General features: G+C 67.1%; 22 protein-coding genes, 2 tRNA genes and 1 pseudogene. 11 read left to right on the top strand and 14 right to left on the bottom strand.

Going from position 1 to position 23,379, the window contains the following annotated elements; all coding sequences use genetic code 11:
* Positions 1-186: 186 nt before the first annotated feature.
* The 12 genes from AB4120_RS13480 to AB4120_RS13425 form a co-directional block, all read right to left on the bottom strand.
* Positions 187-263: transfer RNA gene (locus tag AB4120_RS13480), tRNA-Arg, on the bottom strand.
* Between the two features lie 67 nt (positions 264-330).
* A complete protein-coding gene (locus tag AB4120_RS13475; protein ID WP_262389802.1) occupies positions 331-1,113 on the bottom strand; it encodes a hypothetical protein in 783 nt (260 codons plus the stop codon).
* A 329-nt stretch (positions 1,114-1,442) separates the two neighbouring features.
* Positions 1,443-1,529, bottom strand: a tRNA-Leu gene (locus AB4120_RS13470).
* Between the two features lie 96 nt (positions 1,530-1,625).
* Positions 1,626-2,900 (bottom strand): amidohydrolase family protein, encoded by a 1,275-nt coding sequence (locus AB4120_RS13465; RefSeq protein ID WP_149139233.1) that lies wholly within the window; start codon positions 2,898-2,900, stop codon positions 1,626-1,628.
* 40 nt (positions 2,901-2,940) lie between these two features.
* The gene (locus AB4120_RS13460) at positions 2,941-3,903 is read right to left on the bottom strand and encodes an ABC transporter permease (protein ID WP_186296967.1); all 963 of its coding nucleotides are present in this window, start codon (positions 3,901-3,903) and stop codon (positions 2,941-2,943) included.
* Positions 3,903-4,994, bottom strand: a complete 1,092-nt coding sequence (locus AB4120_RS13455; protein WP_441642367.1) for an ABC transporter permease — start codon at positions 4,992-4,994, stop codon at positions 3,903-3,905. The genes AB4120_RS13460 and AB4120_RS13455 overlap by 1 nt, the downstream gene beginning before the upstream one ends.
* Positions 4,984-6,543 carry an ABC transporter ATP-binding protein gene (locus AB4120_RS13450; RefSeq protein WP_149139232.1) on the bottom strand — a complete coding sequence of 520 codons (1,560 nt, stop codon included), beginning with the start codon at positions 6,541-6,543 and terminating at the stop codon, positions 4,984-4,986. Before AB4120_RS13450 ends, AB4120_RS13455 begins: the two co-directional genes overlap by 11 nt.
* Before the next feature lie 59 nt (positions 6,544-6,602).
* Entirely contained in the window at positions 6,603-7,616 is a 1,014-nt protein-coding gene (locus AB4120_RS13445; protein ID WP_149139231.1) for a BMP family protein, read from the bottom strand.
* A gap of 79 nt (positions 7,617-7,695) precedes the next feature.
* A complete protein-coding gene (locus AB4120_RS13440; protein ID WP_092300696.1) occupies positions 7,696-8,367 on the bottom strand; it encodes a TetR/AcrR family transcriptional regulator in 672 nt (223 codons plus the stop codon).
* On the bottom strand, positions 8,367-9,065 hold the full coding sequence (gene upp / locus AB4120_RS13435; RefSeq protein ID WP_149139230.1) for a uracil phosphoribosyltransferase: 699 nt from the start codon (positions 9,063-9,065) through the stop codon (positions 8,367-8,369). Before upp ends, AB4120_RS13440 begins: the two co-directional genes overlap by 1 nt.
* A 102-nt stretch (positions 9,066-9,167) precedes the next feature.
* Positions 9,168-10,472 carry a URC4/urg3 family protein gene (locus tag AB4120_RS13430; protein ID WP_149139229.1) on the bottom strand — a complete coding sequence of 435 codons (1,305 nt, stop codon included), beginning with the start codon at positions 10,470-10,472 and terminating at the stop codon, positions 9,168-9,170.
* Positions 10,469-11,707, bottom strand: a complete 1,239-nt coding sequence (locus AB4120_RS13425) for a GTP cyclohydrolase II (RefSeq protein WP_144202333.1) — start codon at positions 11,705-11,707, stop codon at positions 10,469-10,471. Before AB4120_RS13425 ends, AB4120_RS13430 begins: the two co-directional genes overlap by 4 nt.
* Before the next feature lie 285 nt (positions 11,708-11,992).
* Here AB4120_RS13425 and AB4120_RS13420 point away from each other — a divergent pair, with 285 nt between their 5' ends.
* Positions 11,993-12,301 carry a hypothetical protein gene (locus AB4120_RS13420; protein ID WP_149139228.1) on the top strand — a complete coding sequence of 103 codons (309 nt, stop codon included), beginning with the start codon at positions 11,993-11,995 and terminating at the stop codon, positions 12,299-12,301.
* 9 nt (positions 12,302-12,310) lie between these two features.
* On the opposite strand, the gene AB4120_RS13415 is transcribed toward AB4120_RS13420, so the two are convergent.
* Entirely contained in the window at positions 12,311-13,405 is a 1,095-nt protein-coding gene (locus AB4120_RS13415) for an acyltransferase family protein (protein ID WP_149139227.1), read from the bottom strand.
* A 217-nt stretch (positions 13,406-13,622) separates the two neighbouring features.
* On the opposite strand from AB4120_RS13415, the gene AB4120_RS13410 reads away from it, so the two are divergent.
* The 4 genes from AB4120_RS13410 to AB4120_RS13395 all read left to right on the top strand — a co-directional run bounded on the left by AB4120_RS13410 (position 13,623) and on the right by AB4120_RS13395 (position 16,010).
* Positions 13,623-14,237 carry a hypothetical protein gene (locus tag AB4120_RS13410; RefSeq protein ID WP_149139226.1) on the top strand — a complete coding sequence of 205 codons (615 nt, stop codon included), beginning with the start codon at positions 13,623-13,625 and terminating at the stop codon, positions 14,235-14,237.
* The gene (locus AB4120_RS13405; RefSeq protein ID WP_144202341.1) at positions 14,203-14,535 is read left to right on the top strand and encodes a hypothetical protein; all 333 of its coding nucleotides are present in this window, start codon (positions 14,203-14,205) and stop codon (positions 14,533-14,535) included. The genes AB4120_RS13410 and AB4120_RS13405 overlap by 35 nt, the downstream gene beginning before the upstream one ends.
* Before the next feature lie 108 nt (positions 14,536-14,643).
* Positions 14,644-15,555: an amino acid ABC transporter substrate-binding protein gene (locus AB4120_RS13400; protein WP_149139225.1), complete on the top strand. Its 912-nt coding sequence runs from the start codon at positions 14,644-14,646 to the stop codon at positions 15,553-15,555.
* A 176-nt stretch (positions 15,556-15,731) separates the two neighbouring features.
* Positions 15,732-16,010, top strand: a complete 279-nt coding sequence (locus AB4120_RS13395; protein ID WP_144202345.1) for an amino acid ABC transporter permease — start codon at positions 15,732-15,734, stop codon at positions 16,008-16,010.
* A 95-nt stretch (positions 16,011-16,105) separates the two neighbouring features.
* On the opposite strand, the gene AB4120_RS13390 is transcribed toward AB4120_RS13395, so the two are convergent.
* Entirely contained in the window at positions 16,106-17,005 is a 900-nt protein-coding gene (locus tag AB4120_RS13390) for a hypothetical protein (protein ID WP_441642366.1), read from the bottom strand.
* Between the two features lie 331 nt (positions 17,006-17,336).
* Here AB4120_RS13390 and AB4120_RS13385 point away from each other — a divergent pair, with 331 nt between their 5' ends.
* From AB4120_RS13385 to AB4120_RS13360, 6 genes and pseudogenes are all read left to right on the top strand, one after another.
* Entirely contained in the window at positions 17,337-19,073 is a 1,737-nt protein-coding gene (locus AB4120_RS13385) for a glycosyltransferase family 39 protein (RefSeq protein ID WP_149139224.1), read from the top strand.
* Entirely contained in the window at positions 19,070-19,441 is a 372-nt protein-coding gene (locus tag AB4120_RS13380) for a DMT family transporter (RefSeq protein WP_144202352.1), read from the top strand. Before AB4120_RS13385 ends, AB4120_RS13380 begins: the two co-directional genes overlap by 4 nt.
* Before the next feature lie 38 nt (positions 19,442-19,479).
* Positions 19,480-20,655 carry a DegT/DnrJ/EryC1/StrS family aminotransferase gene (locus tag AB4120_RS13375; protein ID WP_149139223.1) on the top strand — a complete coding sequence of 392 codons (1,176 nt, stop codon included), beginning with the start codon at positions 19,480-19,482 and terminating at the stop codon, positions 20,653-20,655.
* On the top strand, positions 20,634-21,638 hold the full coding sequence (locus AB4120_RS13370) for a glycosyltransferase (RefSeq protein ID WP_149139222.1): 1,005 nt from the start codon (positions 20,634-20,636) through the stop codon (positions 21,636-21,638). Before AB4120_RS13375 ends, AB4120_RS13370 begins: the two co-directional genes overlap by 22 nt.
* Positions 21,626-22,393, top strand: a pseudogene (locus tag AB4120_RS13365) (formyltransferase); the annotation flags it as partial. The gene AB4120_RS13370 and the pseudogene AB4120_RS13365, both read left to right, overlap by 13 nt.
* Positions 22,394-23,379, top strand: a 986-nt coding sequence (locus AB4120_RS13360) for a bifunctional UDP-4-keto-pentose/UDP-xylose synthase (RefSeq protein ID WP_441642449.1), incomplete at its 3' end; no start/stop codon positions are given.

Here is a 23,379-nt window from a genome sequence, read left to right as displayed (position 1 = left end):
GATTTAGCTGCTGCATTTCTAGATATGCGGGAGCGAGGGTCGCAATGGAGAGGGGGTCGACCCCTAGCCCACAGCCACTATGCGTTGCGCAGCGCGCTGGAGGCGCTGCAAGGGGGCGCCCACAGAAAACAAAAACGGCCTAGAGAGGCTGTCCTCTCTAGGCCGTCAATTGACTTCCAGTATAGGTGGCGCGGCTGGCAGGATTCGAACCCACGACCCCTTGGTTCGTAGCCAAGTACTCTATCCAACTGAGCTACAGCCGCACGCGAGGCCGCAATTGTATCGCAATTCGCCTTTCGTGCAAGCGTTTGATGAAAAAAATCGACATAGCTACCAGCGGTACCGCGCGCCCAGCGTAGCGCCTGGGTTACGGCCGCCGCGCGCCTTCATCCAGACCTTCAGGCCGGTGATGGAATTGCGCTGGGCGCCGACGTTGAAAGACAGCAGTCCGCGCAGCAGGTCGGTGTCGATGCGGGTGCCGTTGATGTTGATGGTCTTGGCGCGGTTATCCTGCCACCAGTCGGCTTCCACATAGGGATAGACGCCGGAGATGCGCGTCGGGCGGGAACCGTAGAGGCGGACGGCCAGGCCGGTGGCGCTGGCCTCGCCGGGCGCGGCGTCCCAGTTGTTGGCGACGGGCGACATGCCGGGGCGATAGGCCATTTCCACGCGCGACTGCAGCGTCAGCCCTTCGGCATTGCGCGACAGCGGTGTGTTCATCGCCAACGCCATGCTGCGCACGCTGCTGTCGACAAAGCCGGTGGCGGAGGTCACGTCGTCGAGATGCAACCGGGCAGGACGGGGCGCGCCGCGATAGGTCTCGACCTGGCGATCGATGGCGCCTGGGCCCGGCGCATCGTCCACGGGCCGCGACTGCGCGGACAGCGAGGCATAGTGCGGGCGGGGCAGCCCCGGACCGTCATCGTCATCCACCATGCGTGGTGGCGCGAGGGCATCGGGATGGCCGGGGGGCTTGGCATGCCCCGCGGCGAGGTCGGGCGGCGCAGCGCCCTCGGCGGTGGGCACGGGCGCGGACGCGGACGCGACAGCCGACAAGAACCAGCTGTCCGCCTCCTCCGCATGGGCCACGACCGCGCCGGCCATCAGCGCCATGAGCAGCCACCATCGGAGCGGCGGATGATGTGCCCAGTCTGTCGCGGCACAAGGTTTCCATCCGGGATGGCTCCCAGACCGTTCCTCTCTCTCACGCAACGCCAGCTTTCTCATGGCAACCACCTTGCCGGGCGTTTCTGAACCATGCCCGATCAGACTTGAGCATAGGTCAAACATCCGGGGATGGTGAACGCCTGTGTGATTTGCCGCGCAAGCCAAAACCCGCAGAGATCGTACAAGCGCCGAAAACGAAAAAGGCCCCGAGGGGGGCCTGTCTTTCCGGATGTACAAATAGAAGTGGCCCCGCTTGCGCGGGGCCACTTAAATATTGGTGCCCAGAAGAGGACTCGAACCTCCACAGTGTTGCCACCGCTAGGACCTGAACCTAGTGCGTCTACCAATTCCGCCATCTGGGCTTCGTCTCGCTGCATGTCTGCAGCGATGCGAAGAAAGAGATTATGCTGCGATGATTGCCCTCTGTCAACAGGTCACCGAAAAAATCTTGGCGATTCTTACCGTAGCCGGAAATCCACCTGTGAAGGCCGGCCATCCAGCGCCAGCGTGGCGGTGGCGGCCGGGGTGCGCGCCACCACCTTGCCGGCGCGCAGTACGGCCAGCCGCGTGGCGCGCAGGCGGAGGGCCTCCACCGGATTACGCGCCTGCAACAGCACCAGGTCCGCGCGGCAGCCTGGGGCCAGGCCGTAGCCGCCCAGGCCAAGGATCCTGGCCGGCGTCTCGGTCACGGCAGCAAAGCAGGCGCGCATGGCGTCCTGCCCGGTCATCTGGGCCACGTGCAGGCCCATGTGGGCCACCTCCAGCATGTCGCCGGTGCCCAGCCCGTACCACGGATCCATCACGCAGTCGTGCCCGAAGGCCACCGGCACCCCCGCCGCCAGCAACTCCGGCACGCGCGTCATGCCGCGCCGCTTCGGGTAGGTGTCATGCCGCCCCTGGAGCGTGATGTTGATGAGCGGATTGGCGATGGCCGCTACGCCGGCCTCGCGCATCAGCGGCAGCAGCTTGGACACGTAATAGTTATCCATCGAATGCATCGACGTCAGGTGCGAGCCCGTGACACGCCCCTGCAGCCCGAGCCGGACGGACTCGCTGGCCAGCGTCTCGATATGGCGCGACATCGGGTCGTCGCTCTCGTCGCAATGCATGTCCACGCGCAGGCCGCGCGTGGCGGCTTCCTCGCACAGCAGCTTCACGGACGCCGCGCCGTCCGCCATGGTCCGCTCGAAGTGCGGAATGCCGCCGACCACATCCACGCCCATGTCCAGTGCGCGGCGCAGGTTGTCCAGCGCGCCGGGCGCCCGCAGCACGCCATCTTGCGGAAAGGCCACCAGTTGCAGGTCGAGGTACGGCTTCACGCGCTCGCGCACGTGCAGCAGCGCCTCGGTGGCCAACAGGCGCGGATCGCAGACATCCACGTGCGAGCGGATGGCCAGCAGCCCCTTGGCGACGGCCCAGTCGCAATAGGCCAGCGCGCGTTCCACGATGGCCTCCTGCGTCAGCAGCGGCTTCAGCTCGCCCCACAGGGCAATGCCCTCGAGCAGCGTGCCGGACTGGTTCACGCGCGGCAGCCCATAGGACAATGTCGAATCCATGTGGAAGTGCGCGTCGACGAACGGCGGCGTGACGAGCTGGCCGGCGGCGTCGATCTCCTCGCCCGCCGTGGCGGCCAGGCGCGGCTCCACGGCGGCGATCTTGCTATTGGCGATGCCGATGTCGATGTCGGTACGGCCATCGGGCAGGCTGCAGCGGCGCAGGATCAGGTCGAACATGTGGAATCTCTCTCTTATATATAGGGGCGATGGGGTTGGATCACCGCTCGCCCTTGCGGTACGGTTTCATCAGCGCCTGCGGATAGGCCGCGCGGCGCGCCACCAGCACCAGCGCCAGGATCGACAGCACGTAAGGCAGCATCAGGTACACCTGGTACGGCAGCGGCGGCAGGCCCGGCAGGCTCGCCCCGCCCTGTTGCAGGCGCAGTTGCAGGGCGTCGAACGCGGCGAACAGCACCGCGCCAAGCAGCGCCCGGCCCGGCCGCCAGGAGGCGAAGACCACCAGCGCCACGCAGATCCAGCCGCGCCCGTTAATCATGTTGAAGAAGAACGCGTTGAAGGCGGAGAGCGTCAGGAACGCCCCGCCCACGGCCATCAGCGCCGAGCCGGCCATGATCGCACCAATCCGCACGGCCGCCACGCGGATGCCCTGCCCCTCCGCCGCCGCCGGATTCTCGCCGACCATGCGCAGGGCCAGCCCCAGCGGCGTGCGATAGAGCAGCCAGCCGATCAGCGGCGCCATGCACAGCGCCAGCAGCGTCAGCGCGGTCTCGGCGGCCATCACCGGGCCGATCAGGGGGCCGAGAAGCGGAACCTCCGCCCACCACGTCATCGGCGCGAACGGGGTGATCGTCGGCGGCGACGACACCTGCGCGAAGTTCAGCCGATAGGCGTAGTAAGACACGCTGGTGGCAAGCATCGTCACGCCCAGCCCCGCCACGTGCTGGGACAGCGCCAGGGACACCGTCAGCCAGCCGTGCAGCAGCCCGAAGGCCAGCCCCACGCCGGCCGCCACCGCCACGCCGCCCCAGAGCGGCGCGCCGAGGTAGACCGCCAGCCAGCCGGAGAACGCGCCGGCCACCATGATCCCTTCGATGCCGAGGTTGAGCACCCCGGCGCGCTCGCACAGCAGCACCCCCAGCGTGCCGAAGATCAGCGGCGTGGCCACGCGCAGCACGGCGATCCAGAACGGCGCCGCGCTCACGATATCGAGCAGTTCCATCAGGCGGCCCTCCCGATACGGTCGAGCCGCACGCGGTAGCGCGTGAGCATCGTGGCCACCAGCATGCTCAGCAGCGCCACGGCGACAATCACGTCGGCGATGGCATTGGGCACGCCCACGGCGCGGCTCATGCCGTCCGCGCCCACCAGCACGCCCGCCACGAACACCGACGCGGCAATCACGCCGATCGGGTGCAGCCCCGCCAGCATGGCGATGACCACCCCGGCGTAGCCGTAGCCGGGCGAGATGTCCAGCGTCAGGTAGCCGGTGCGCCCCGCCACCTCGACCACGCCGGCCAGCCCCGCCAGCGCGCCGGACAGCATCGCCGCCAGCAGCGTCACGCGCGTCACCGGCATGCCCGCGAAGGCCGCCGCGCGCGCGTTGGCGCCCACCGCGCGCATCTGCAGGCCGAACACCGTGAAGCGGTTGACCGCCCACAGGATCACGGCCAGCGCCACGGCGATCAGCAGCCCGCTATGCACGCGCGAGCGCTCCAGCAGCCGCGACAGTTCGAGTTCCGGCACCAGCGCCACGGACTGCGGCCAGCCCATCGCCAGCGGGTCCTTCATCGGCCCATCCAGCATCATCGACACGCCCAGCAGGACGATGAAGTTCAGCAGCAGCGTGGTGACCACCTCGTCCACCCCCAGCCGCAGCTTCAGCAGCGCCGGCACCAGCAGCAGCAACGCGCCGGCCAGCATGCCGGCCGCCACCATCAGGCCGAACAGCAGCCCATTCGGCAGCGCGGCCGCCCAAGGCGCGGCACCCCCATCCACCTGCCCGCCGACAGCCACCGCCGCCAGCGCGCCCAGGTACAACTGCCCTTCCGCGCCGATATTGAACAGCCGCGTGCGGAACGCCACCGCCACGGCCAGCCCGGTCAGCATCAGCGGGGTGGCGCGGGTCAGCGTCTCCGACCACGCGAAGCGCGAGCCGAAGCCCCCTTCGAGCAACAGCCAATACGCCTTGCCGACCGGCGCGCCGGCCCAGGCAACCAATACAGCACAAATGCCGAGCGTGGCGACGATGGCCCCGAACGGCGCGGCCACCAGCGCGGTGCGCGAGACCGTGGTGCGCGCTTCAAGCCGCATGGGCCACCTCCCCGCGCATCGCGGCGTGGTCCGCGCCGGCCATGGCCAGTCCCAGCGTGCCGAGCGTCCAGCCGGACGTCGCGCGGGCCGGCGTCAGCCGTCCGCCATGGATCACGGCGATGCGGTCCGCCAGCGACAGCAGTTCGTCGAGATCCTCGGAAATCAGCAGCACGGCGGCGCCAGCCCCCGCGGCTTCCAGCAACTGGCGATGGACGTAGGCCACCGCGCCGATATCCAGCCCCCAGGTGGGCTGGCTGGCGATGACCAGCCGGGGCGTCTGCGCGCCGCGTACCGACAGCGCGCGCCCCAGAATCAGCTTCTGCATATTCCCGCCGGAGAGCGTGCGCGTGGGGGCGTCGATGCCGCCGCCGCGCACGTCGAATTTCCTGGCCAGCGCCGCCGCAAAGCGTCGCGCCGGTCCGCTGCGGATCACCCCGCACCGCACGAACGCCGGGTTGCCCAGTTGCTCCGCAATCGCGTTCTCCCACACGGCCAGGTCGCCCACGGCACCTTCGGCATGGCGATCCTCGGGCACGCGCGCCACACCGGCGGCAATCCAGCGCCGGGGCACGGCCGGCAGGTCGATGCCTTCCACGGTCACCGTGCCGGACGATGGTGCCAGCATGCCGCTCATCAGCTCGGCCAGCGTGACCTGCCCGTTGCCGGACACGCCGGCAATGCCGACGATCTCGCCCGCATGCAGGGCCAGCGTGACATCGTGCAGCGCCACGCGCCCGTCCGCCGCGGCCACGTTGGCGCGGCGCAGGGTGGCGACCAGTTCCCCGGGCGCCTCGGCGGCCTCGCGCCGGGGCATCTCCACGCGCCGCCCCACCATCAGTTCGGCCAGCTCCTGCTTGCTGGTCTCGCCTGCGGCGCGCATGGCCACCAGCTTGCCGCCACGCAGCACCGCCACGCGATGCGACACACGCAGCACTTCATCGAGCTTATGGCTGATGAAAATCACCGACAGCCCTTCGGCAATCAACTGCGCCAGCGTGGTGAACAGGCTGTCTACCTCCTGCGGCGTCAGCACGGCCGTGGGTTCATCGAGAATCAGCACCCGGGCGCCGCGATACAGCGCCTTGACGATTTCCACGCGCTGGCGCTCGCCCACGGACAGCGCGCCGACCCGTGCGTTGGGGTGCACGGCCAGGCCGAAACGCTGGGCGATGGCCTGCACGCGCCCCAGCGCGGCGGTGCGCTGCTGGCGCCAGCGCCAGAGCGGCTCGGTGCCAATCAGGATGTTGTCGAGCACGGTCAGGTTGTCGGCCAGCGTGAAGTGCTGGTGCACCATGCCCACGCCGGCCGCCAGCGCCGCGCGCGGATTGCCCGGCGGCAGCGCCACGCCATCCACCTCGACGGTGCCGGCGTCGGCCACGTAATGGCCGAACAGGATATTGACCAGCGTGCTCTTGCCGGCGCCGTTTTCGCCGAGCAGGGCGAGCACCTCGCCGCGCTGGAGATCGAGCGAAATGTCGTCGTTGGCGGTCAGCGGGCCGAACCGCTTGGTGATATGGGAAAGATGGAGGACGGGAGGGGGAATCGACATCTAGTTATTCTGTGCGTGTGATGCCCCTCCCCCAATGGGAGAGGGGCGCGATCCGGGCGTTACGGCGTGGACTTCGGCTCCGTTTCCACCACCTTGACCGTGAACTTGCCATCGAGGATGGCCCGCTCCTTGGCGCGGACCTTGGCCATCACATCAGCCGGCACCTTGCCCTCGAAGGTGCCCAGCGGCGCCAGCTCGGCGCCCTTGACCTTCATCAAGGAATACTGGCCGTAGTCCTCGTTCTTGAACTGGCCGGCCTTGACCTTGGCCAGCGCGGCGCCAATCGTCGGCTCCATGTTCCACAGCGCCGAGGCCACCACCGTGGCCGGGTACTGCGGCTGGGTGTTGATCACGTTGCCAATGGCCAGCTTGCCGCGCTCCTTGGCGGCGTCGGAAACCCCAAAGCGCTCGGCGTAGAGCACATCCGCCCCCTTGTCGATCATGGCGAAGGCCGCTTCCTTGGCCTTGGGCGGATCAAACCAGGAGCCGATGAAGCTCACCGTGAACTTCACCTTCGGGTTCACCTCGCGCGCGCCTTCCATGAACGCGTGCATCAGCCGGTTCACCTCGGGAATGGCATAACCGCCGACCATGCCGATGTGGTTGGTCTTGGTCATGCCGCCCGCGATCATGCCGGTCAGGTAGGACGGCTCCTGGATGTAGTTGTCGAACACCGAGAAATTCGGCGCCTGCGGCTTGCCCGAGGAGCCCATCAGGAAGCCGACCTTCGGGTAGTCCTTGGCCACCTTGCGCGCGGCGGCCTCCACGGCGAACGACTCGCCTACGATCAGCCCCGAGCCCTGCTCCGCGTACTGGCGCAGCACGCGCTCGTAGTCGGCATTCGACACGCTCTCCGAGAACACATAATCGATCTCGCCGCGCGCCTTGGCTTCGTTCAGCGCCTTGTGGATGCGCGAGACCCACTGCTGCTCCACCGGCACCGTGTACACCGCGGCCACCTTCACCTTTGTCTGGGCATGGGCCAGCGGCGTGACGCCGAGGGCCACGATACCCGCCAGCGCGGCCCCCGCCGCCACTTTCAGCCAGGTGCGGCGATAGCTTTCAATAGGCATGACTTCACTCCCCTTTCGCGTCGTTGCGCGTGATCGAGTACTGCGTTGGAATTCTTGTTCTCTGTGTCGGCATCGGGCCTCAGGCCATGCCATGCGCGCGGGCGGACGCTGGCTCCAGCCCGCAGCCGCGCAACAGCAAGGCCACCAGATGCTCGGTGGCCTGCTGGAAGTCCTGGGCGTCCAGCCGCTTCACCCCCAGCACGGCGCAGATCTGGGTTTCGAAGTCGGCATAGGTCTGCGTGGCGGCCCAGATCGTGAAAAACAGGTGCTGCGGGTCCACCGCCGCCATCTGCCCGCCGGCGATCCAGGCGCGGATCACCCCCGACTTGCGCGCAACTAACTCACGGAGTGCTTCACGCAGCACACCGCCGATCTCGGGCGCGCCATGGAGCAGCTCGTTGGCAAACACGCGCGAGGCGTCCGGGTGGCTGGCGGAGAGCCGCATCTTGGCGCGGATGTAATGCTCCAGCGCCACCTCGGGCGGATAGTCGACGCTGATGATGTCGGTCTCGGACAGCCACAGTTGCAGCGTATGGGCCAGCACTGCGCGATACAGCGCCTGCTTGGTGCGGAAGTAGTAGTGCAGGTTCGACTTCGGCACGCCGGCGCGCAGGGCGATGTCCGCCATCGTCGCCCCGGCGAAGCCCGCGCGGGCGAACACATACTCCGCCGCGCGCAGGATCAGCGCCTCGTTCTCCTGTCGAATGCGGCCGGCCGCTTCGCGGGCGGCGGGCGCGACCAGCGCGTCCATTATTTCGTGCCGTAGAGCCGGTCGCCGGCATCGCCGAGGCCCGGCACGATGTAGCCGTGCTCGTTGAGCTGCTCGTCGATGGCCGCCGTGACGATCGCCACATCCGGGTGCGCCGCGCGCAGCGCCTGGAGCCCCGGGCGGGAGGCAATCAGGCAGACGTACTTCATGGTCGTCACGCCGGCCTCCTTGAGCCGGTTCAGCGCCGCGATGGCCGAATTGCCGGTGGCCAGCATCGGGTCCACCACGATCACCATGCGCTCGTGGATGTCTTCCGGCATCTTGAAGTAATACTCGATGGGCTCCAGCGTCTCGGGGTCGCGGTAGAGCCCGATATGGCCGACGCGCGCGGCGGGCAGGAGGTCGAGCATGCCGTCCAGGAAGCCGTTGCCGGCGCGCAGGATCGACACCAGGCAGAGCTTCTTGCCCGACAGCACCGGCGACACCATCGGCGCGATCGGCGTCTTGATGGCGATGGTCTCCATCGCCAGGTCGCGCGTGGCCTCGTAGGTCAGCAGCTGGCTGATCTCGCGCACCAGGCGGCGGAAGTTGTCGGTGGTGGTGTCCTCGCTGCGCACCAGCGTGACCTTGTGCTGCACCAGCGGGTGATTGACCACCATCACCATGGCTGACGGCGAAGACTCCGCATCGGTATCGGCAATGGCTTGCGCGGCCGTGGGCACGGCGGACAGGTCATTCATGGTGCGCTCCTTGGGTCGATTCGCTGGTGTTATCAGGCACGACGGGCCACAGGCCCGCCGCGCCCGGCTGCCTGCAAAAATGTTGGTGAAAACCGGTTCCTGTCAGAACACCGTACCGTCGCTCTGGATTGCGAACGGGGGCGTGCCGCCCGGCCTGCGCTGCGCCGCAATGCGCCGGCCCGCCGCCCAGGTGCCGCCCTCCAGAACCCGCGCCAGCGGGAAATCCTCTTTGGTGACGCCCAGCGCCTGCCGCACCCCTTCGGCCACAAGGTCGAGTCCGGTCACGGTCAGCGCGCGCCATTCCACGATCACTGGCTCGTCCACCGTGTGCGTGCCCGTCGCGAAATCGGGGTTGCGCGGCACCATCAGCTCGAAGTCGAACAGCAGCCCGCCGTTGCGGTACTCGGGCAGGCCGGTCAGGGCATCGAGGCCGGTGACGGTGAGGCCGGCATCCTCGAGCGGCTCCAGCAGCGAATAGGTCAGCCACTGGGTCAGCTTGTGGAACGGCACCAGCCCGTCCGGCGCGGCTTCATGGCGCCAGCAGTCGCCCAGCGAGATGCCGTCCAGCTGCACGCGGCCCGGCCAGACCGGCCCGAGCGCCACCAGCAGCGCGCGCAGCACGAAGCTGGCCTCGATGCGGCCATCGACGGCATGTTTGGCCAGGTAGTCGTACAGATTGCCAAGCCGGGCCGGCGTGCCGAAGACGGCCGGGGTGGCCTGCACCACCTCGCCCAGCCGGCGCAGCAGGCCGGCGCGGCCTTCCAGGCCCACCAGCGGGTTGTGCGCGGCCACCTGGAAGGCGGTGGCGATGGTCGACGCATCCATGCGCGCCAGCCGTTCGCCATCGGCGCGCAGCGGATCGCCATGCTCGGCGGAGAAACCGCCCCGCGCGAAGAGATCGAAGCTGGCCACGCCGAGCCCTTCGGAGCGGGTCAGCATCAGGTCGCTGGCCGGGTCGCGGTAGCGCCAGTCCGGGCCGGCACCGGCATCGAGCAGCACGCTCGGGATGACCAGGTCGATGCCGATGCGCGCGCGTTCCTCGCAATGGTCGGCGCCGGACATGCCCGCCCGCTCGCACAGGATCTGCCAGCGGTCGAGCTTCTCCTCGCCCGGGCCGCCGCTCTCGAAATGGCGCCAGCGGCTGTGGTACGGCACCTTGAGGTCGCGGTAGCGGCGCCGGATGGTGGCTGCCACGTAGTCCGCCACGGCGTGCACCCGGTCTGGATGCCACGTAAAGAGCGCCGACTCGCCCGACGCCACATACTCCGTCACAACGGCGCACCGGCTGCGCACGGCCTCCGCGCACAACAGGGCCGAGGCGGGATGGCCGGGCGGCACCGGGGTGTGCCAGCCGCTGCCATCGTCATCGATCCGTGCGTCCTGCCCGCCTTCGGGATGCTGGTTCATTCGTTCAACCCCCTGCCCTTTGCCAGGGCGAGTTCGTCGGCGTCAGGCGGCGTGTACCGCGTGAAGTACCCCGCCGCCACCTTTGCATCGATTTCCACGCGCGCGTCGGCCGGGATCAGCGCCTCGGGGATGGCCACCTGCTCCACCACCTCGATGCCCTGCGCGGTCAGCGCGCCATGTTTCATATTGCTCATGGACGCCCAGCGGTCGATCCGCCGGATGCCCAGCCAGTGGAAGACGTCAGGCATCAGTTCCTGGAACCGCATGTCCTGCACCCCCGCCACGCATTCGGTCCGCGCGAAGTAGGTCTCGGCACGGTCGCCGCCCACCTGGCGCTTGCGCGCGTTGTAGACCAGGAACTTGGTCACCTCGCCCAACGCGCGGCCCTCCTTTCGGTTATAGACCACCAGGCCCACGCCGCCCTGCTGCGCCATCTCGATACAGACCTCGATGCCGTGCGCCAGATAGGGCCGGCACGTGCAGATATCGGACCCGAAGACATCCGATCCATTGCATTCGTCGTGCACGCGGCAGGCCACGCGGGTCTCCGGCTGGCCCAGCTTGGCCACATCGCCGAAGAAATAGAGCGTCATGCCACCGATGGGAGGCAGGAAGACCTTGAGGTCGGGCCGCGTCACGAGTTCCGGGAACATGCCGCCGGTCTGCTCGAACAGGCTGCGCCGCAGGATGCTTTCCTTGATATCGAAGCGCCGCGCCAGCCCCGGCAGGTACCAGACCGGGTCCACGGCGGCCTTGGTCACGCGCACATCGCCATTCGGATAGAGGATCTCGCCATCGGGCACCAGACGGCCGGCGGCAATGGCCGCCGTCAGCTCCGGCATATTGATATGGGCGCGCGTGACGGCAATGGTCGGGCGGATGTCCACGCCGGCGGCGATGCGGTCTGCGAAGACGGTGGAGACGAGGTGGCCCCAGGGGTCGAGCGACACGATCTTGTCCGGATCGCCCCATTGGGCATGGGGGCCGATGGACTCGGCCGGCGCGGTATCGGTCAGGTCTGGCCGGTGCGCGCGCTGCAGGCTGCCCGAGGCTACCGCCAGCGCGCGATAGATCGCATAGGCCCCGGCATGGGTGCCGATCACATTGCGGCGCGTGGGGTCCGTGAGGCTGGCGATGACCGGTCCACGCTCGGCCGCCGTGGGGGCGCCCCAGTGGATCGGCTCGGCCGGCTTGTCGCGGCGCGCGTGCGAGGTCAGGACGATGTGATCGGACATGACAGCCTCTTCCCCGGATGCCCCGGTATCAGGAATCCTGACCAAATGGTCAGGTTTGTATCTCCATACTAGGCAACGTTCGTGCCATCGCCCAAGTGGGGTTGTTACGGTAGGTGTTGCGCCGAACGCACCGTGGCAGTGCGCGCCCGCGCGCCAAGGCGAGGCGGCGGGCACCATCAGGGCGATGGATCAAATTCGTATTTCGGCTATGTCGAGGTCGATGCGCATTTTCCATACTGGCTGAGTCGCGCCCCAGATGGGGCCAGCCACAGCATGGAGAACATCGTGAAACTACTATCCGCCATTGCGGCAATCGCCGCATCCGTCAGCGTGTTGGCGCCCGTGGCGGCGCACGCGGCGGGGGCCTCGGCTACCCCGCTGCCCACTTCCTGCGTGACGGTGCCGGCGCAGGCCGGCGAGGCCCAGCGGGCACCCGCGGGGCGCGTGCGGTGCGTACTCCCGTCGGGCAAGGTGCCGGGCATGGCGTCGGGCATGGCGCCCATGGGCGGGATGTCGCTCGGTGCGCCCGCTGACTGGAACCGGGTGATCGGGGACCCGGCCACCCGCAAGGCACTGGTGCCTGCTTACAGCTGAAGGACCGGATCAGGCCTCGGAAGTGACCGACTTGTCGCGCGCCGGCCAGATCGCCTCGCGCAGCACCTGGAGGACATCGACCGATTCCACATAGCGATGGAATACCGCGCCAGCCAGATTGCTGGCGGCCCAGGCGGCCCCCATGCCCAGTGCGTTCAGCACAGGCTGGCCCGGCGCCAGGTGCGAAACCGCCGCGTTGACGACCAGGCAGACCGGAAAATGGACCAGGAAGACCGAATAGGAAATCTTGCCGAAATAGGCCCAGAGACCCGATAGACGGCCGCCGGGCCAGCGCTCCAGCCAGTCCCCGCGCCGGGAAATGGCCAGCAGCAGCGCCACGGCCAGCGCCACCGCGATGCGCAGCCGGAAGTCCACCACCAGCGCCGCCACGCCTACCGAGGCCAGCAGAATCAACGCCATCGGCGAGCGCGCCGGGTTCGACGCCCAGTACGCCAGCGTGCCCATGCCATAGGCACCGAAGAAATAGATCGCCCAGATATCCCAGCTGGCATCGCGGTTAAACCAGAACAGCGACGCCACGGCCAGCGCGCCCACCAGCACCATGCCCCACGGCAGGAGCCGGCCCGGCGCGGCGCGCGCGATCCACAGCACGATCACCAGCAGCGCGAACAATTGCAGGTCGATGGCGATGTACCAGACGCCGGCGGACAACGCGTCCACATCGAGAATGTTGTGCAGCAGCAGCAGATGCGCGACGAACTGCGCCAGATGCGGGGCGGCCGGAATGGAGTCATGCGTCATCCAGGTGCGCGCGAGCGCGGCCCCGGCAATCGCCACGAGGATGGCAACGGCAAACGGCACCACCAGCTTCTGGTAACGGCGCCAGATCGTCCCCAGCGGATTCGCGGCGGTCAGGAAGCCGCCCGGCGCCAGGCTGCGCGCGGCCAGGAAGCCGCTGACGACAAGAAAGACCTGCACGGCAATGCGCGCATAGTCCGCCAGCCAGCCGATCAGCCCCGGGGCGAGGGACTGCGCGGCATCGGACATCGGCCCGTAGAAGGCCAGATGGTGCAACACGATCAGCTGTGAGCTGACCGCCTTCAGCGCGTCTATGCACGCCAAACGAGAAGGACGGGTGCCCATTTGTTATGAGAACGATACAAAGGTGCGGGATTGTACCTTGTTGGTGCAGGGATGGATGAGGGTGAACGGTTACGGGTGTAACAAGGTTAGGCGATCCGTCGCGCCGGCCATGATGGAAGTCAAACCACGCACGGGTTTTGGGAGCGTCTGATAGACCGCTCAGGCAGGGCGGGGGTAGAACGTCTGCTGGTTCAACCCTAGTGTTAGAGACCAGCGCATGGAAAACGAAATCAGAAACAATCATTTTCTGCGGCGGGACCTCGAAGATCTCGTTCGCGAAAGATCTGGTTATCGGCTGCTTGGCAAAACGCCGACACCGCGGCAAATCATCGAACTTCTGGATCTCGAAGGAACTGCCCGACGCATCGATATGAGGCGGGCCAGACTGTTATTCGACGGGAGAGTGCTGCAATGGATCGAAAACGGGAATGGCAGGCGGTGGTCCGCCACATCGGGGAAATCCGGATTCAATACCAAGGAGTACCAGGCGGACGGGTATAGCGGACCCATTCCCAAAGGACGATATCTGGCCCTCCAAAGCGACTTCCAGAAATGGGAGGAAACCAACATCTTTAACCGCGCGGCTTGCGTTTTGAAATACATCAACTGGGACAAGGGACGGTGGCCAGGCTGCACGATAGCCTGGGGGCGAAGACGTGTAGGCCTGCGTCCGTTGCCGGGAACGGTGTTACACGGACGCAGCGGCTTCACCATTCATGGCGGGTGGTTTCCAGGGTCAGCGGGCTGCCTTGATCTGACCAGTTCGATGGATTCGTTCGCAAAAGAGTTTATGTATTATGCCAAAAACATGGAACTGGAAGTTCGCTATTAAATGCGTGCTGGGGACTATTCTCGGGTTCATCGCCTTTATCGAGCCCTTCGAAATATGGAGCGCATGGACCGTGCCGCATGAGTACCCATTTGGCGCAGAAGGCCCGGCGGCTTCGATGTGGGCGTATAAATCACAGCAAAACTACCTGATCGCGTGCGTCGCCACATGGACCACCAGCACCCTCGCCCTCTGGTCCCTGCTTGCCAGGCGCGCCCGAATGCGGACCCGCATCCTGTGCGCGCTCCCCTTTGCCGTGGTCTGGGCGCTGATGGCCTACGACGGCTCCCAGCTGACCTAGGGCAACCCGTTCCCCAAAACCGGGCATTTGCTTATGACGAGAATATCCTTCCTGCGTCGCAGTCCCGGGTATACCCTTGCCGCTTTCGTCAGCACCCCAATCCCACCCATGTCGCCGTTTGCCTCGTTTTCGTCCCTGCAACGCCTGATTGCCGCTGCTGCCCTGCTCGCCGGGGTGGTGGCGCCTGCCGTCGCCCATGCCGATAGCCCGGTCCTCAACAAGATTCGCGAGACCGGCACGATTACGCTCGGCTATCGCGAGTCGGCGCTGCCGTTCTCGTTTGCCGATGACAAGGGGCAGCCGGCCGGGTATGCGGTGGATCTGTGCCTGCGTGCTGCCGAGGCCGCGCGGGTGAAGGCGGGATTGAAGGACATCAAGGTGCGCTGGCTGCCGCTGACGCCGCAGAACCGCATTCCGGCCGTCGTCAACGGGCTGGTGGACCTCGATTGCGCGCCCAATACCAATACGCTGGAGCGCCAGAAGCAGGTGGCGTTCAGCGTCTCGCACTATGTATCTACCGTGCGGATGCTGGTGCGGGCCGATTCGGGCATCAAGTCGTTCGAAGATCTGCGCGGCAAGACCGTGGTGACCAGCGCCGGCTCCACCGGCGACCGCCACGTGCGGCGCCTGAAGGCCGATTATGGCTATCGGGACGTCTACGCCAAGGATCACGGCGAATCATTCCTGCTGCTGGAGACGGGCCGCGCCCAGGCTTTCGTCATGGACGATGTGCTGCTGGCCGGGCTGCGCGCCAAGTCGAAGGACCCGTCGCAGTTCGTGATCGTCGGCCCGGCGCTGTCCGTGGAGCAGAACGCGTTGATGATGTCCAAGGCTGACCCGGAGTGGAAGCGGCTGGTCGATCAGGCGCTGGCCGCCACGTTCGCCTCGCCGGACGCCGCCGCGCTGCAAAAGCGCTGGTTCCAGCAGCCGATCGGCGCGCGTGGCACCAACCTCGCGCTGGCGCCCTCCGCCGAGGTCATCCAGGCCTGGAAGCACCCCTCTGATGCTGTGACCGAATAAGCACTTTCGGCCATTCAGCACGGGGCGGCACACTGCTGCCGCCCCCGGAAAACCCCTGAGTTGACGGCTTCGCCGGGCTTGGACACACTGCCCCGAGCGTGGCTGACATGCCGTTTACTGGCCGGTAAGCCCGCACAACGCGAACCGCCGGAAGGCGGCACCATTCAGGAGATCCCATGAACAAGATCATCGCCACCGCAGTTGCGCTGGGCCTGGCTACCGCCTCCGTGGCGGCCATCGCACAGGACAAGAAGCAGTTCGACCCGTACTCGCAAGGCGCGAAGGCTGGCGAGAAATTCGACACCTACAGCCAGGGTGCGAAGTCCGGCGACAAGTTCGACCCGTACAGCCAGGGCGCGAACAAGAGCACGCGCGCGGATCTGGTGGACCAGTCGGGCCAGCCGAAGAAGGACAAGGCCAAGAAGACCACCAAGAAGCCCACGCAGGGCAACTGACTGGCCGCTTGCAGGCCACGCTGGCCACGGATCCTCCCGTGCGGAAGCAGACCCCCCAAGGCATTGGGGGGTTTTTTATTGGCCGGACGCGGGCCTCAGCGCCCCGCCGTGGCCTCGGGGTCGAGCATCTCCAGCGAGGTCACGTCAACGCGCTGGACCTTGTTGTTCTGGCGGACTTCGGTGCGCAGCACGAAGGCCTCCATCGGGCAGTACCAGTCGGTGACGTGCAGCACGCTCGGCTCAAGTTGCAGGATCTCGTCGCCCACCATCAGCGGGCCCAGCGAGGTGCGCTTCTCATACGTGATGGGCATGCACTCCTTGCGCCCCATCGCGGTATTGATCATCTGGCGGCGCCCCACCGTGCGGGAGCCGACGATGATCGACGCATGCAGCGCCTGCATCGTGCCCACCACTTCGTCGGCGCCGAGCGGGTAGACCTTCAGCGAGACGCTCGACTGGAAGGTCTCGCCCTCCAGCATCGCCCCCTCCTTGATCTCCACGCCGGCATAGTTGAAGACGCCGCTGCCCGTGAAGGACGCCTCGCCGAACATCCGCGCATAACGCGCCCGGGCGTTGATCACCGCGTTGCGGCTGTCGATGCGCGTGCGCATGGTGGCGCTGCTGCGGTCGATATTGATCTCGTGCACCTGGTCCATTACCACCGGGGGGCCCATCAGCGCCGACAGCGCTGACTTGGAGCGCACTTCAAGCTGGGCGCTGCAGCCGCGTGCCGTGCGCATGACGTCGCGCAGCGTCATGGTGATCGACATCGGCATCTCGCCGTCGCCCTCCATCTGCACGCGGGAGCCGGAGCGGAACCAGGGGGCGTCGCACAACGCTGCGCCGGCGGGCATGGGCACGGGGGAGATGCCGGCGACGGGCGCGGCATCGGTGGCCTGGGCAACTTGGACGGTTGGCTCCGATGCCTGTGAATGTGCTCCATTCGCCACTGTTAGCAGACTGAAACAGAGACCGGACATCAGGGCCGTTTTCATCGTAGTTTCCTGAGTATTCGACAAACCGGCCTGGCAGGACTGACCGTGGCGCGGTACAGCCGCCAGTATTACGCGAATCCGGCACATGGGGAATCCTGGCCGGCGGCGGCACCGGCACGCCGTGCTAACATTGCGCGCCAAATTGGTGGCCAGACGGCGCAGCAAATCGGCCATGGCCGGTCGTTCCAGGGGAACCGCCGCCCCACCGCGAGGTTCTCACCGCGGCGGGGAATACGTGTCCACCGAATCCGGCCCTGCAGCGTTGTGTGGTGTCTGCTGCACAGCCAGAGGCCCAGATCGCTTCCGGTTCGCCGGCAATCTCAGGAGAGTTATGCGTAGTTCCACGCCCTCGCGCTATGCCGGGCTGCCCGTCGGCATGATTGCCCTGGTCGTCATCGCAATCCTGCTGGTCTGGTTCGGCACGCTCGACGCCCGTCACTTGCTCAAGCCGGACGAAGGCCGCTACGCGGAGATCTCCCGCGAGATGTTCGCCAGCGGTGACTGGGTGACCATCCGCTACAACGATCTGAAGTACTTCGAGAAGCCCCCGTTCCACATGTGGGTGACCACGCTGGCCTACGAGGCCTTCGGCGTGGGCGACTGGCAGGCGCGGCTGTGTGTGGCGCTCTCCGGCATCCTCGGGCTGGGCGCCACGGTGCTCGCTGCTACCCGCTGGTTCGGCGCACGCGCCGGCCTGCTGGCCGGGCTGGCCCTGCTGGCGGCACCGATGTGGAGCATCGCCGGCCACTTCAACGCCCTCGACATGACGCTGTCCGGCGCGCTCGCGTGCGTGCTGGCCTGCATGATGCTTGCCCAGCATCCGGGCACCACGCCCGCCGCCCGTCGTGGCTGGATGCTGGCCTGCTGGGTCGCCATGGGCGTCGCCATCCTGACCAAGGGTTTGGTCGGCATCGCGCTGCCGGGCCTCGCCCTCGTGGTTTACACCTTGGTGACGCGCGATCTGGGGCTGTGGCGACGCCTGCATCTGGTGTCCGGCATCGTCGCCATGCTGGTCGTTACGGTGCCCTGGTTCTGGCTGATTTCGTCGCGCAATCCGGAATTCCCCCATTTCTTCTTCATCCACGAGCACTGGGACCGCTATACGTCCACCGTGCATGCGCGCAAGGGCTCTTCGCTGTACTTCGTGCCGCTACTGCTGCTGGGCTTCCTGCCGTGGCTGGGCCTGACGCCGCGCATGTGGACCGCCGTGCGCGAGCGCGCCGGGGCCGAACGCGGGGCCGGCGGCAAGCCATTCCAGCCGGCGCTGATGGCGCTGATCTGGGCCGTGGCGATCTTCGTGTTTTTCAGCCTCTCCGGCTCCAAGCTGCCCGGTTACATCGTGCCGGTCTTCCCTGCGCTGGCGATGCTGGCCGGCGTGGCGCTGGACGACATCACCGAGCGCTCCTGGCAGCGCCAGATCAACGCGCTGATGGTGCTGGCCGTGGCAGGGCTGCTGGCCACGCCATATGTGGCCACGCTGGATCGCCCCTCCAACCCGAACGAGGTGTTCCGCACGTTTGCCGTGTACACGGGAGTCGCGTTTGCCGTACTCTTGGGCGGCACGATACTGGCGCGCAAGCTGTTGCAGTCACGCGGCCTGTTTCCGAGCATTACCGCGGGCGCGCTGGCGATGTTCCTGACCTGCACCATCGGGCTGATGGGCCATGAAGTCATGGGACGGCGCGCGTCCGGCGTGGACCTGGTGCCCGCCATCCGCGCCGTGCTGAAAGACGATATGCCCCTGTACGGCGTGCGGGTACTCGACCATACCCTGCCGTTCTACCTGGGACATACGCTGACGATGGTGGAAGAGCCCGACGAGCTGGAATTTGGCGTGCAGCAGGCCCCGGACCAGTGGATTCCCACGCTGGACCAGTTCATCGCGCGCTGGCGCGACGGCCAGCCCGCGCTGGGCATCATGGACCCGGGCCTCTATGCCGAACTGTCGGCCCGGCAGGTCCCGATGCATGTGGTGGCGCGCGATAGCCGGCGCGTCGTGGTCAGCAACTTTTCGCCGTCCGGTGCCCCGGCCCCGGCAGGCGCTCCGGAATCCAAGCCCGCGTCATGACGCTTTCGACTTTTGCTTTCATCCTGACCGGCGTGCTGCTCAACGCCGCCGCGCAGCTGCTGCTCAAGGCAGGCACCAATGCCGTGGGGGCCATCACCCTGGACCGCGCCACGCTGCTCACCACCGCATTCCGCGTGCTGACACAATGGCCGGTGATCGGCGGCCTGACGCTGTACGTGGTCAGCGTGGCGGTGTGGATCGTCGGGCTGTCGCGCGTGGACGTGTCCATCGCCTACCCGATGCTCTCGCTGGGCTACGTGGTCAACGCGCTGGCGGCCTGGTGGCTGTTTGGCGAGATGATCGGGCCCTTGCGCGTGGCCGGCATCCTGCTGATACTGGCCGGAGTCTTCCTGATTGCCCGATCCTGAGCGTGCGCGCCCAGCGCCCACGTGCCTCACAAAGAACCATGACCGCTACCTCAGCCCAGCCCTTCCTGCCGTTCGTGCGGCCCGAGATCGACGCCGAGACCATTGCCGAGGTCGGCAAGGTGCTGGCCTCCGGATGGATCACTTCCGGCCCCAAGATGCAGGCGTTTGAAGCGGCACTGTCTGACTTGTTCGGCGGCCGGCCAGTACGCACGTTTGCCAACGGCTCCGCCACGATGGAGATCGCCCTGCGCGTGGCCAATATCGGCCCGGGCGACGAAGTCATCACCACGCCGATCACCTGGGTGGCCACGGCCAACGTGGTGCTCGCCGTGGGCGCCCGCCCGGTGTTCGTCGATATCGACCCGCGCACGCGCAACCTCGACCTGGACGCCGTGGAGGCCGCCATCACGCCGCGCACGCGGGCCATCATGCCGGTCTACCTGTCCGGCCTGCCCGTGGACATGGACCGGCTCTACGCCATCGCGGGCAAGCACCAGCTGCGCGTGATCGAGGATGCCGCCCAGGCCATCGATTCCCGCTGGCACGGCCAGCGCATCGGCGCGTTCGGCGACCTGGCCAGCTTCAGCTTCCAGGCGAACAAGAACATCACCACCGTCGAAGGCGGCTGCCTGGTGCTGAACTCGCCAGAGGAAGCCCTGCGCGCCGAGCGCCTGCGCCTGCAAGGCGTGATCCGCACGGGCATGGACGGCATGGACGTGGAGGAGCCAGGCGGCAAGTTCAACCTGACCGACGTCAACGCCGCCATCGGGCTGGCGCAGCTGCCGAAGCTGGCCGCCATCACCGCCAAACGCGCCGCGCTGGCCGAGACCTACTTCCGCTGCGCCGCTGACGCGGGGCTGGCCGAGCTTGGCATCGAGCTGCCGCTGCCGCTGGACCCCGTCGGCGCCACCACCAACTGGCACATGTTCCAGGTGGTACTGCCCACGGACCGCCTGCGCGGCGGCCCGGCGCAAGCGCGCAGTCATGTGATGGAGGCGCTGCGCGAGCAAGGCATCGGCACAGGCGTCCACTATCCGCCAGTTCACCTGTTTACCCACTACCGCTCACTCGGCTGGCGCGAAGGCATGCTGCCCCACGCCGAGCGCATCGGACGCGGCATCGTCACGCTGCCGCTGTTTCCTGCCATGCATGCCACCGACGTGGAGCGGGTATGCGCAACTCTCAGCGAAACATGCAAACGCCTTTCTCTCTAAGCCCCGTCGAGGTCTCGGTCGTCGTCCCCGTCTACAACGAGGAGGACGGCCTGCAGGCGCTGTTCGACCGCCTTTATCCGGCGATGGACGCCATGGGCGAGTCGTACGAGCTGATCTTCATCAATGACGGCAGCCATGACCGCTCCCCGCAGATCCTGGCGGCACAGTTCCACAAGCGGCCGGACGTCACGCGCGTGGTGCTGTTCAACGGCAACTTTGGCCAGCACATGGCCATCCTGGCCGGGTTCGAGCACACGCGCGGACGCATCGTCATCACGCTGGACGCGGACCTGCAGAACCCGCCCGAGGAAATCCCGCGCCTGGTGGCCGCCATGCGCCAGGGCCACGACTACGTGGGCACCATCCGCCGCCAGCGCAACGACACGGCGTTCCGGCGCTATGCGTCGCGCGCGATGAACCAGCTGCGCGAGCGCATCACCAAGATCAAGATGACGGACCAGGGCTGCATGCTGCGCGCCTACGACCGCAACATCATCGACACGATCAACGCCTGCCGCGAGGTCAACACCTTCATCCCGGCGCTGGCGTACACGTTCTCGTCCAATCCGGTCGAGATCGAGGTGGGCCACGAGCAGCGCTTCGCCGGGGAGTCCAAGTATTCGCTCTACCAGCTGATCCGCCTCAACTTCGACCTCGTCACCGGCTTCTCGATCGTGCCGCTGCAGTGGTTCTCGGCCATCGGCACGCTGCTTTCGATCTCGTCGGCGGGCCTGTTCGTCGTGCTGCTGATTCGGCGCTTCCTGCTCGGCTCGGAAGTGCAGGGTGTGTTCACCCTGTTCGCCCTGAACTTCTTCCTCGTCGGCATCATGCTGTTCGGCATTGGCCTGCTTGGCGAATACGTGGGCCGGATCTACCAGGAAGTGCGCGACCGCCCGCGCTACCGCATCCAGGCCGTGCTCGAGCGCGATCCGCTCCGGGCTCCGGAGGACCAGAACACCGTGGAGGAATCGTGCGCGCGGTAGTCTTTGCGTACCACAACGTCGGTGACCGCTGCCTGCGCGTGCTGCACGCGCGGGGCGTGGACGTGGCGCTGGTGATCACCCATCGTGACCGGCCCGACGAGAACATCTGGTTCCGCCGCGTGGCCGATACCGCCGTGGAGCTGGGCATCCCCTTCCTGCATGGCGAGGACCCGACCGACCCGGCCCTGGCCGAGGCCGTGCGCGCCGCCCGGCCCGATGTCATCTTCTCGTTCTACTACCGGGCGATGATTCCGGCCGAGGTGCTGGCCATCGCGCCGCACGGCGCGTTCAACATGCATGGTTCCCTGCTGCCCAAGTATCGTGGCCGCGTGCCGGTGAACTGGGCCGTGCTGCACGGCGAGACCGAGACCGGGGCCACGCTGCACGCGATGGAAGCCAAGCCCGACGCCGGCTATATCGTCGACCAGACTGCCGTGCCGATCCTGCCCGACGACACCGCCGGCGAGGTCTTCGAGAAGGTCACCGTCGCCGCCGAGCAGACGCTCTGGCGCGCCCTGCCGGCCATGATGAGCGGCCATACGCCCAAGCGTCCCAACCGGCTCGCCGATGGCAGCTACTTCTCGGGCCGCAAGCCCGAGGACGGCCGTATCGACTGGCGCCAGCCGGCATCTGCCGTCTACAACCTGATTCGCGCGGTGGCGCCGCCCTACCCGGGCGCGTTCACCGAGCTGGACGGCCACCGCCTCATCGTGGCCGCCGCGCGCCGCATGCCCGCCCTGCCATCGACCGCCCCGCTGCCCCCCGTCCTGATTCTTGGTGTCAACGGCTTCATCGGCCATCACCTCACGCGCCGCATCCTGGAGACCACCGACTGGGAGGTCTACGGCATGGACATGGCCTCCGACCGCCTCGGCGACCTGGTGAGCCATCCGCGCATGCACTTCTTCGAGGGTGACATCACCATCAACAAGGAGTGGATCGAGTACAACATCCGCAAGTGCGACGTGGTGCTGCCGCTGGTGGCCATCGCCACCCCGGCCACCTACGTGCGCCACCCGCTGCGCGTGTTCGAGCTCGATTTCGAGGCCAACCTGCCGATGGTCCGCGCGGCCGTGAAGTACAAGAAGCACCTGGTGTTCCCGTCCACCTCCGAGGTCTACGGCATGTGCGCCGACGAYGARTTCGACCCGGAAGCCTCCCCGCTGGTCTACGGCCCGATCAACAAGCCGCGCTGGATCTACGCCTGCTCCAAGCAGCTGATGGACCGCGTGATCCACGCCTACGGCATGGAGGAAGGGCTGAACTACACGCTGTTCCGCCCGTTCAACTGGATCGGCGCCGGGCTGGATTCGATCTTCGAGTCGAAGGAAGGCTCCTCGCGCGTGGTGACGCAGTTCCTGGGCCATATCGTGCGCGGCGAGCCGATCAAGCTGGTCGACGGCGGCGCCCAGAAGCGCGCGTTTGCCGATATCTCGGACGGCATCTCGGCSCTGATGCAGATCATCGAGAACAAGAACGGCGTGGCCAGCGGCAAGATCTTCAACATCGGCAACCCGGCCAATATCCACTCGGTGCGCGAGCTGGCCGAGATGATGCTGAAGATGGCYGCCGACTACCCCGAGTACGCCGACGAGGCGCGCAAGACGAAGATCGTGGAGACGTCCTCCGGCGAGTTCTACGGCAAGGGCTACCAGGACGTGCAGCACCGCGTGCCGAAGATCGACAACACGATCGAGGAGCTGGGCTGGCAGCCGAAGCTGAACATGGAGCAGGCGCTGCG

The organism is Cupriavidus sp. 2KB_3 (assembly GCF_052115685.1).
Lineage (GTDB): Bacteria > Pseudomonadota > Gammaproteobacteria > Burkholderiales > Burkholderiaceae > Cupriavidus > Cupriavidus campinensis.
Note: the sequence above shows the minus strand (reverse complement) of the source record. Positions and strands in the feature narration are given on the sequence as shown.

Bases quoted from the DNA above. Each gene is read 5' to 3' on its own strand.
- AB4120_RS13465 (WP_149139233.1), bottom strand. From the start codon at position 2,900: ATGTTCGACCTGATCCTGCGCCGCTGCAGCCTGCCCGATGGCCGTACC.
- AB4120_RS13430 (WP_149139229.1), bottom strand. From the start codon at position 10,472: ATGAACCAGCATCCCGAAGGCGGGCAGGACGCACGGATCGATGACGAT.
- AB4120_RS13370 (WP_149139222.1), top strand. From the start codon at position 20,634: ATGCAAACGCCTTTCTCTCTAAGCCCCGTCGAGGTCTCGGTCGTCGTC.
- AB4120_RS13460 (WP_186296967.1), bottom strand. From the start codon at position 3,903: ATGGAACTGCTCGATATCGTGAGCGCGGCGCCGTTCTGGATCGCCGTG.
- AB4120_RS13380 (WP_144202352.1), top strand. From the start codon at position 19,070: ATGACGCTTTCGACTTTTGCTTTCATCCTGACCGGCGTGCTGCTCAAC.
- AB4120_RS13405 (WP_144202341.1), top strand. From the start codon at position 14,203: ATGCCAAAAACATGGAACTGGAAGTTCGCTATTAAATGCGTGCTGGGG.
- AB4120_RS13475 (WP_262389802.1), bottom strand. From the start codon at position 1,113: ATGGCGCTGATGGCCGGCGCGGTCGTGGCCCATGCGGAGGAGGCGGAC.
- AB4120_RS13440 (WP_092300696.1), bottom strand. From the start codon at position 8,367: ATGGACGCGCTGGTCGCGCCCGCCGCCCGCGAAGCGGCCGGCCGCATT.
- AB4120_RS13395 (WP_144202345.1), top strand. From the start codon at position 15,732: ATGAACAAGATCATCGCCACCGCAGTTGCGCTGGGCCTGGCTACCGCC.
- AB4120_RS13385 (WP_149139224.1), top strand. From the start codon at position 17,337: ATGCGTAGTTCCACGCCCTCGCGCTATGCCGGGCTGCCCGTCGGCATG.
- AB4120_RS13410 (WP_149139226.1), top strand. From the start codon at position 13,623: ATGGAAAACGAAATCAGAAACAATCATTTTCTGCGGCGGGACCTCGAA.
- AB4120_RS13455 (WP_441642367.1), bottom strand. From the start codon at position 4,994: ATGCGGCTTGAAGCGCGCACCACGGTCTCGCGCACCGCGCTGGTGGCC.
- AB4120_RS13445 (WP_149139231.1), bottom strand. From the start codon at position 7,616: ATGCCTATTGAAAGCTATCGCCGCACCTGGCTGAAAGTGGCGGCGGGG.
- upp (WP_149139230.1), bottom strand. From the start codon at position 9,065: ATGAATGACCTGTCCGCCGTGCCCACGGCCGCGCAAGCCATTGCCGAT.
- AB4120_RS13450 (WP_149139232.1), bottom strand. From the start codon at position 6,543: ATGTCGATTCCCCCTCCCGTCCTCCATCTTTCCCATATCACCAAGCGG.
- AB4120_RS13425 (WP_144202333.1), bottom strand. From the start codon at position 11,707: ATGTCCGATCACATCGTCCTGACCTCGCACGCGCGCCGCGACAAGCCG.
- AB4120_RS13375 (WP_149139223.1), top strand. From the start codon at position 19,480: ATGACCGCTACCTCAGCCCAGCCCTTCCTGCCGTTCGTGCGGCCCGAG.
- AB4120_RS13400 (WP_149139225.1), top strand. From the start codon at position 14,644: ATGTCGCCGTTTGCCTCGTTTTCGTCCCTGCAACGCCTGATTGCCGCT.
- AB4120_RS13390 (WP_441642366.1), bottom strand. From the start codon at position 17,005: ATGAAAACGGCCCTGATGTCCGGTCTCTGTTTCAGTCTGCTAACAGTG.
- AB4120_RS13415 (WP_149139227.1), bottom strand. From the start codon at position 13,405: ATGGGCACCCGTCCTTCTCGTTTGGCGTGCATAGACGCGCTGAAGGCG.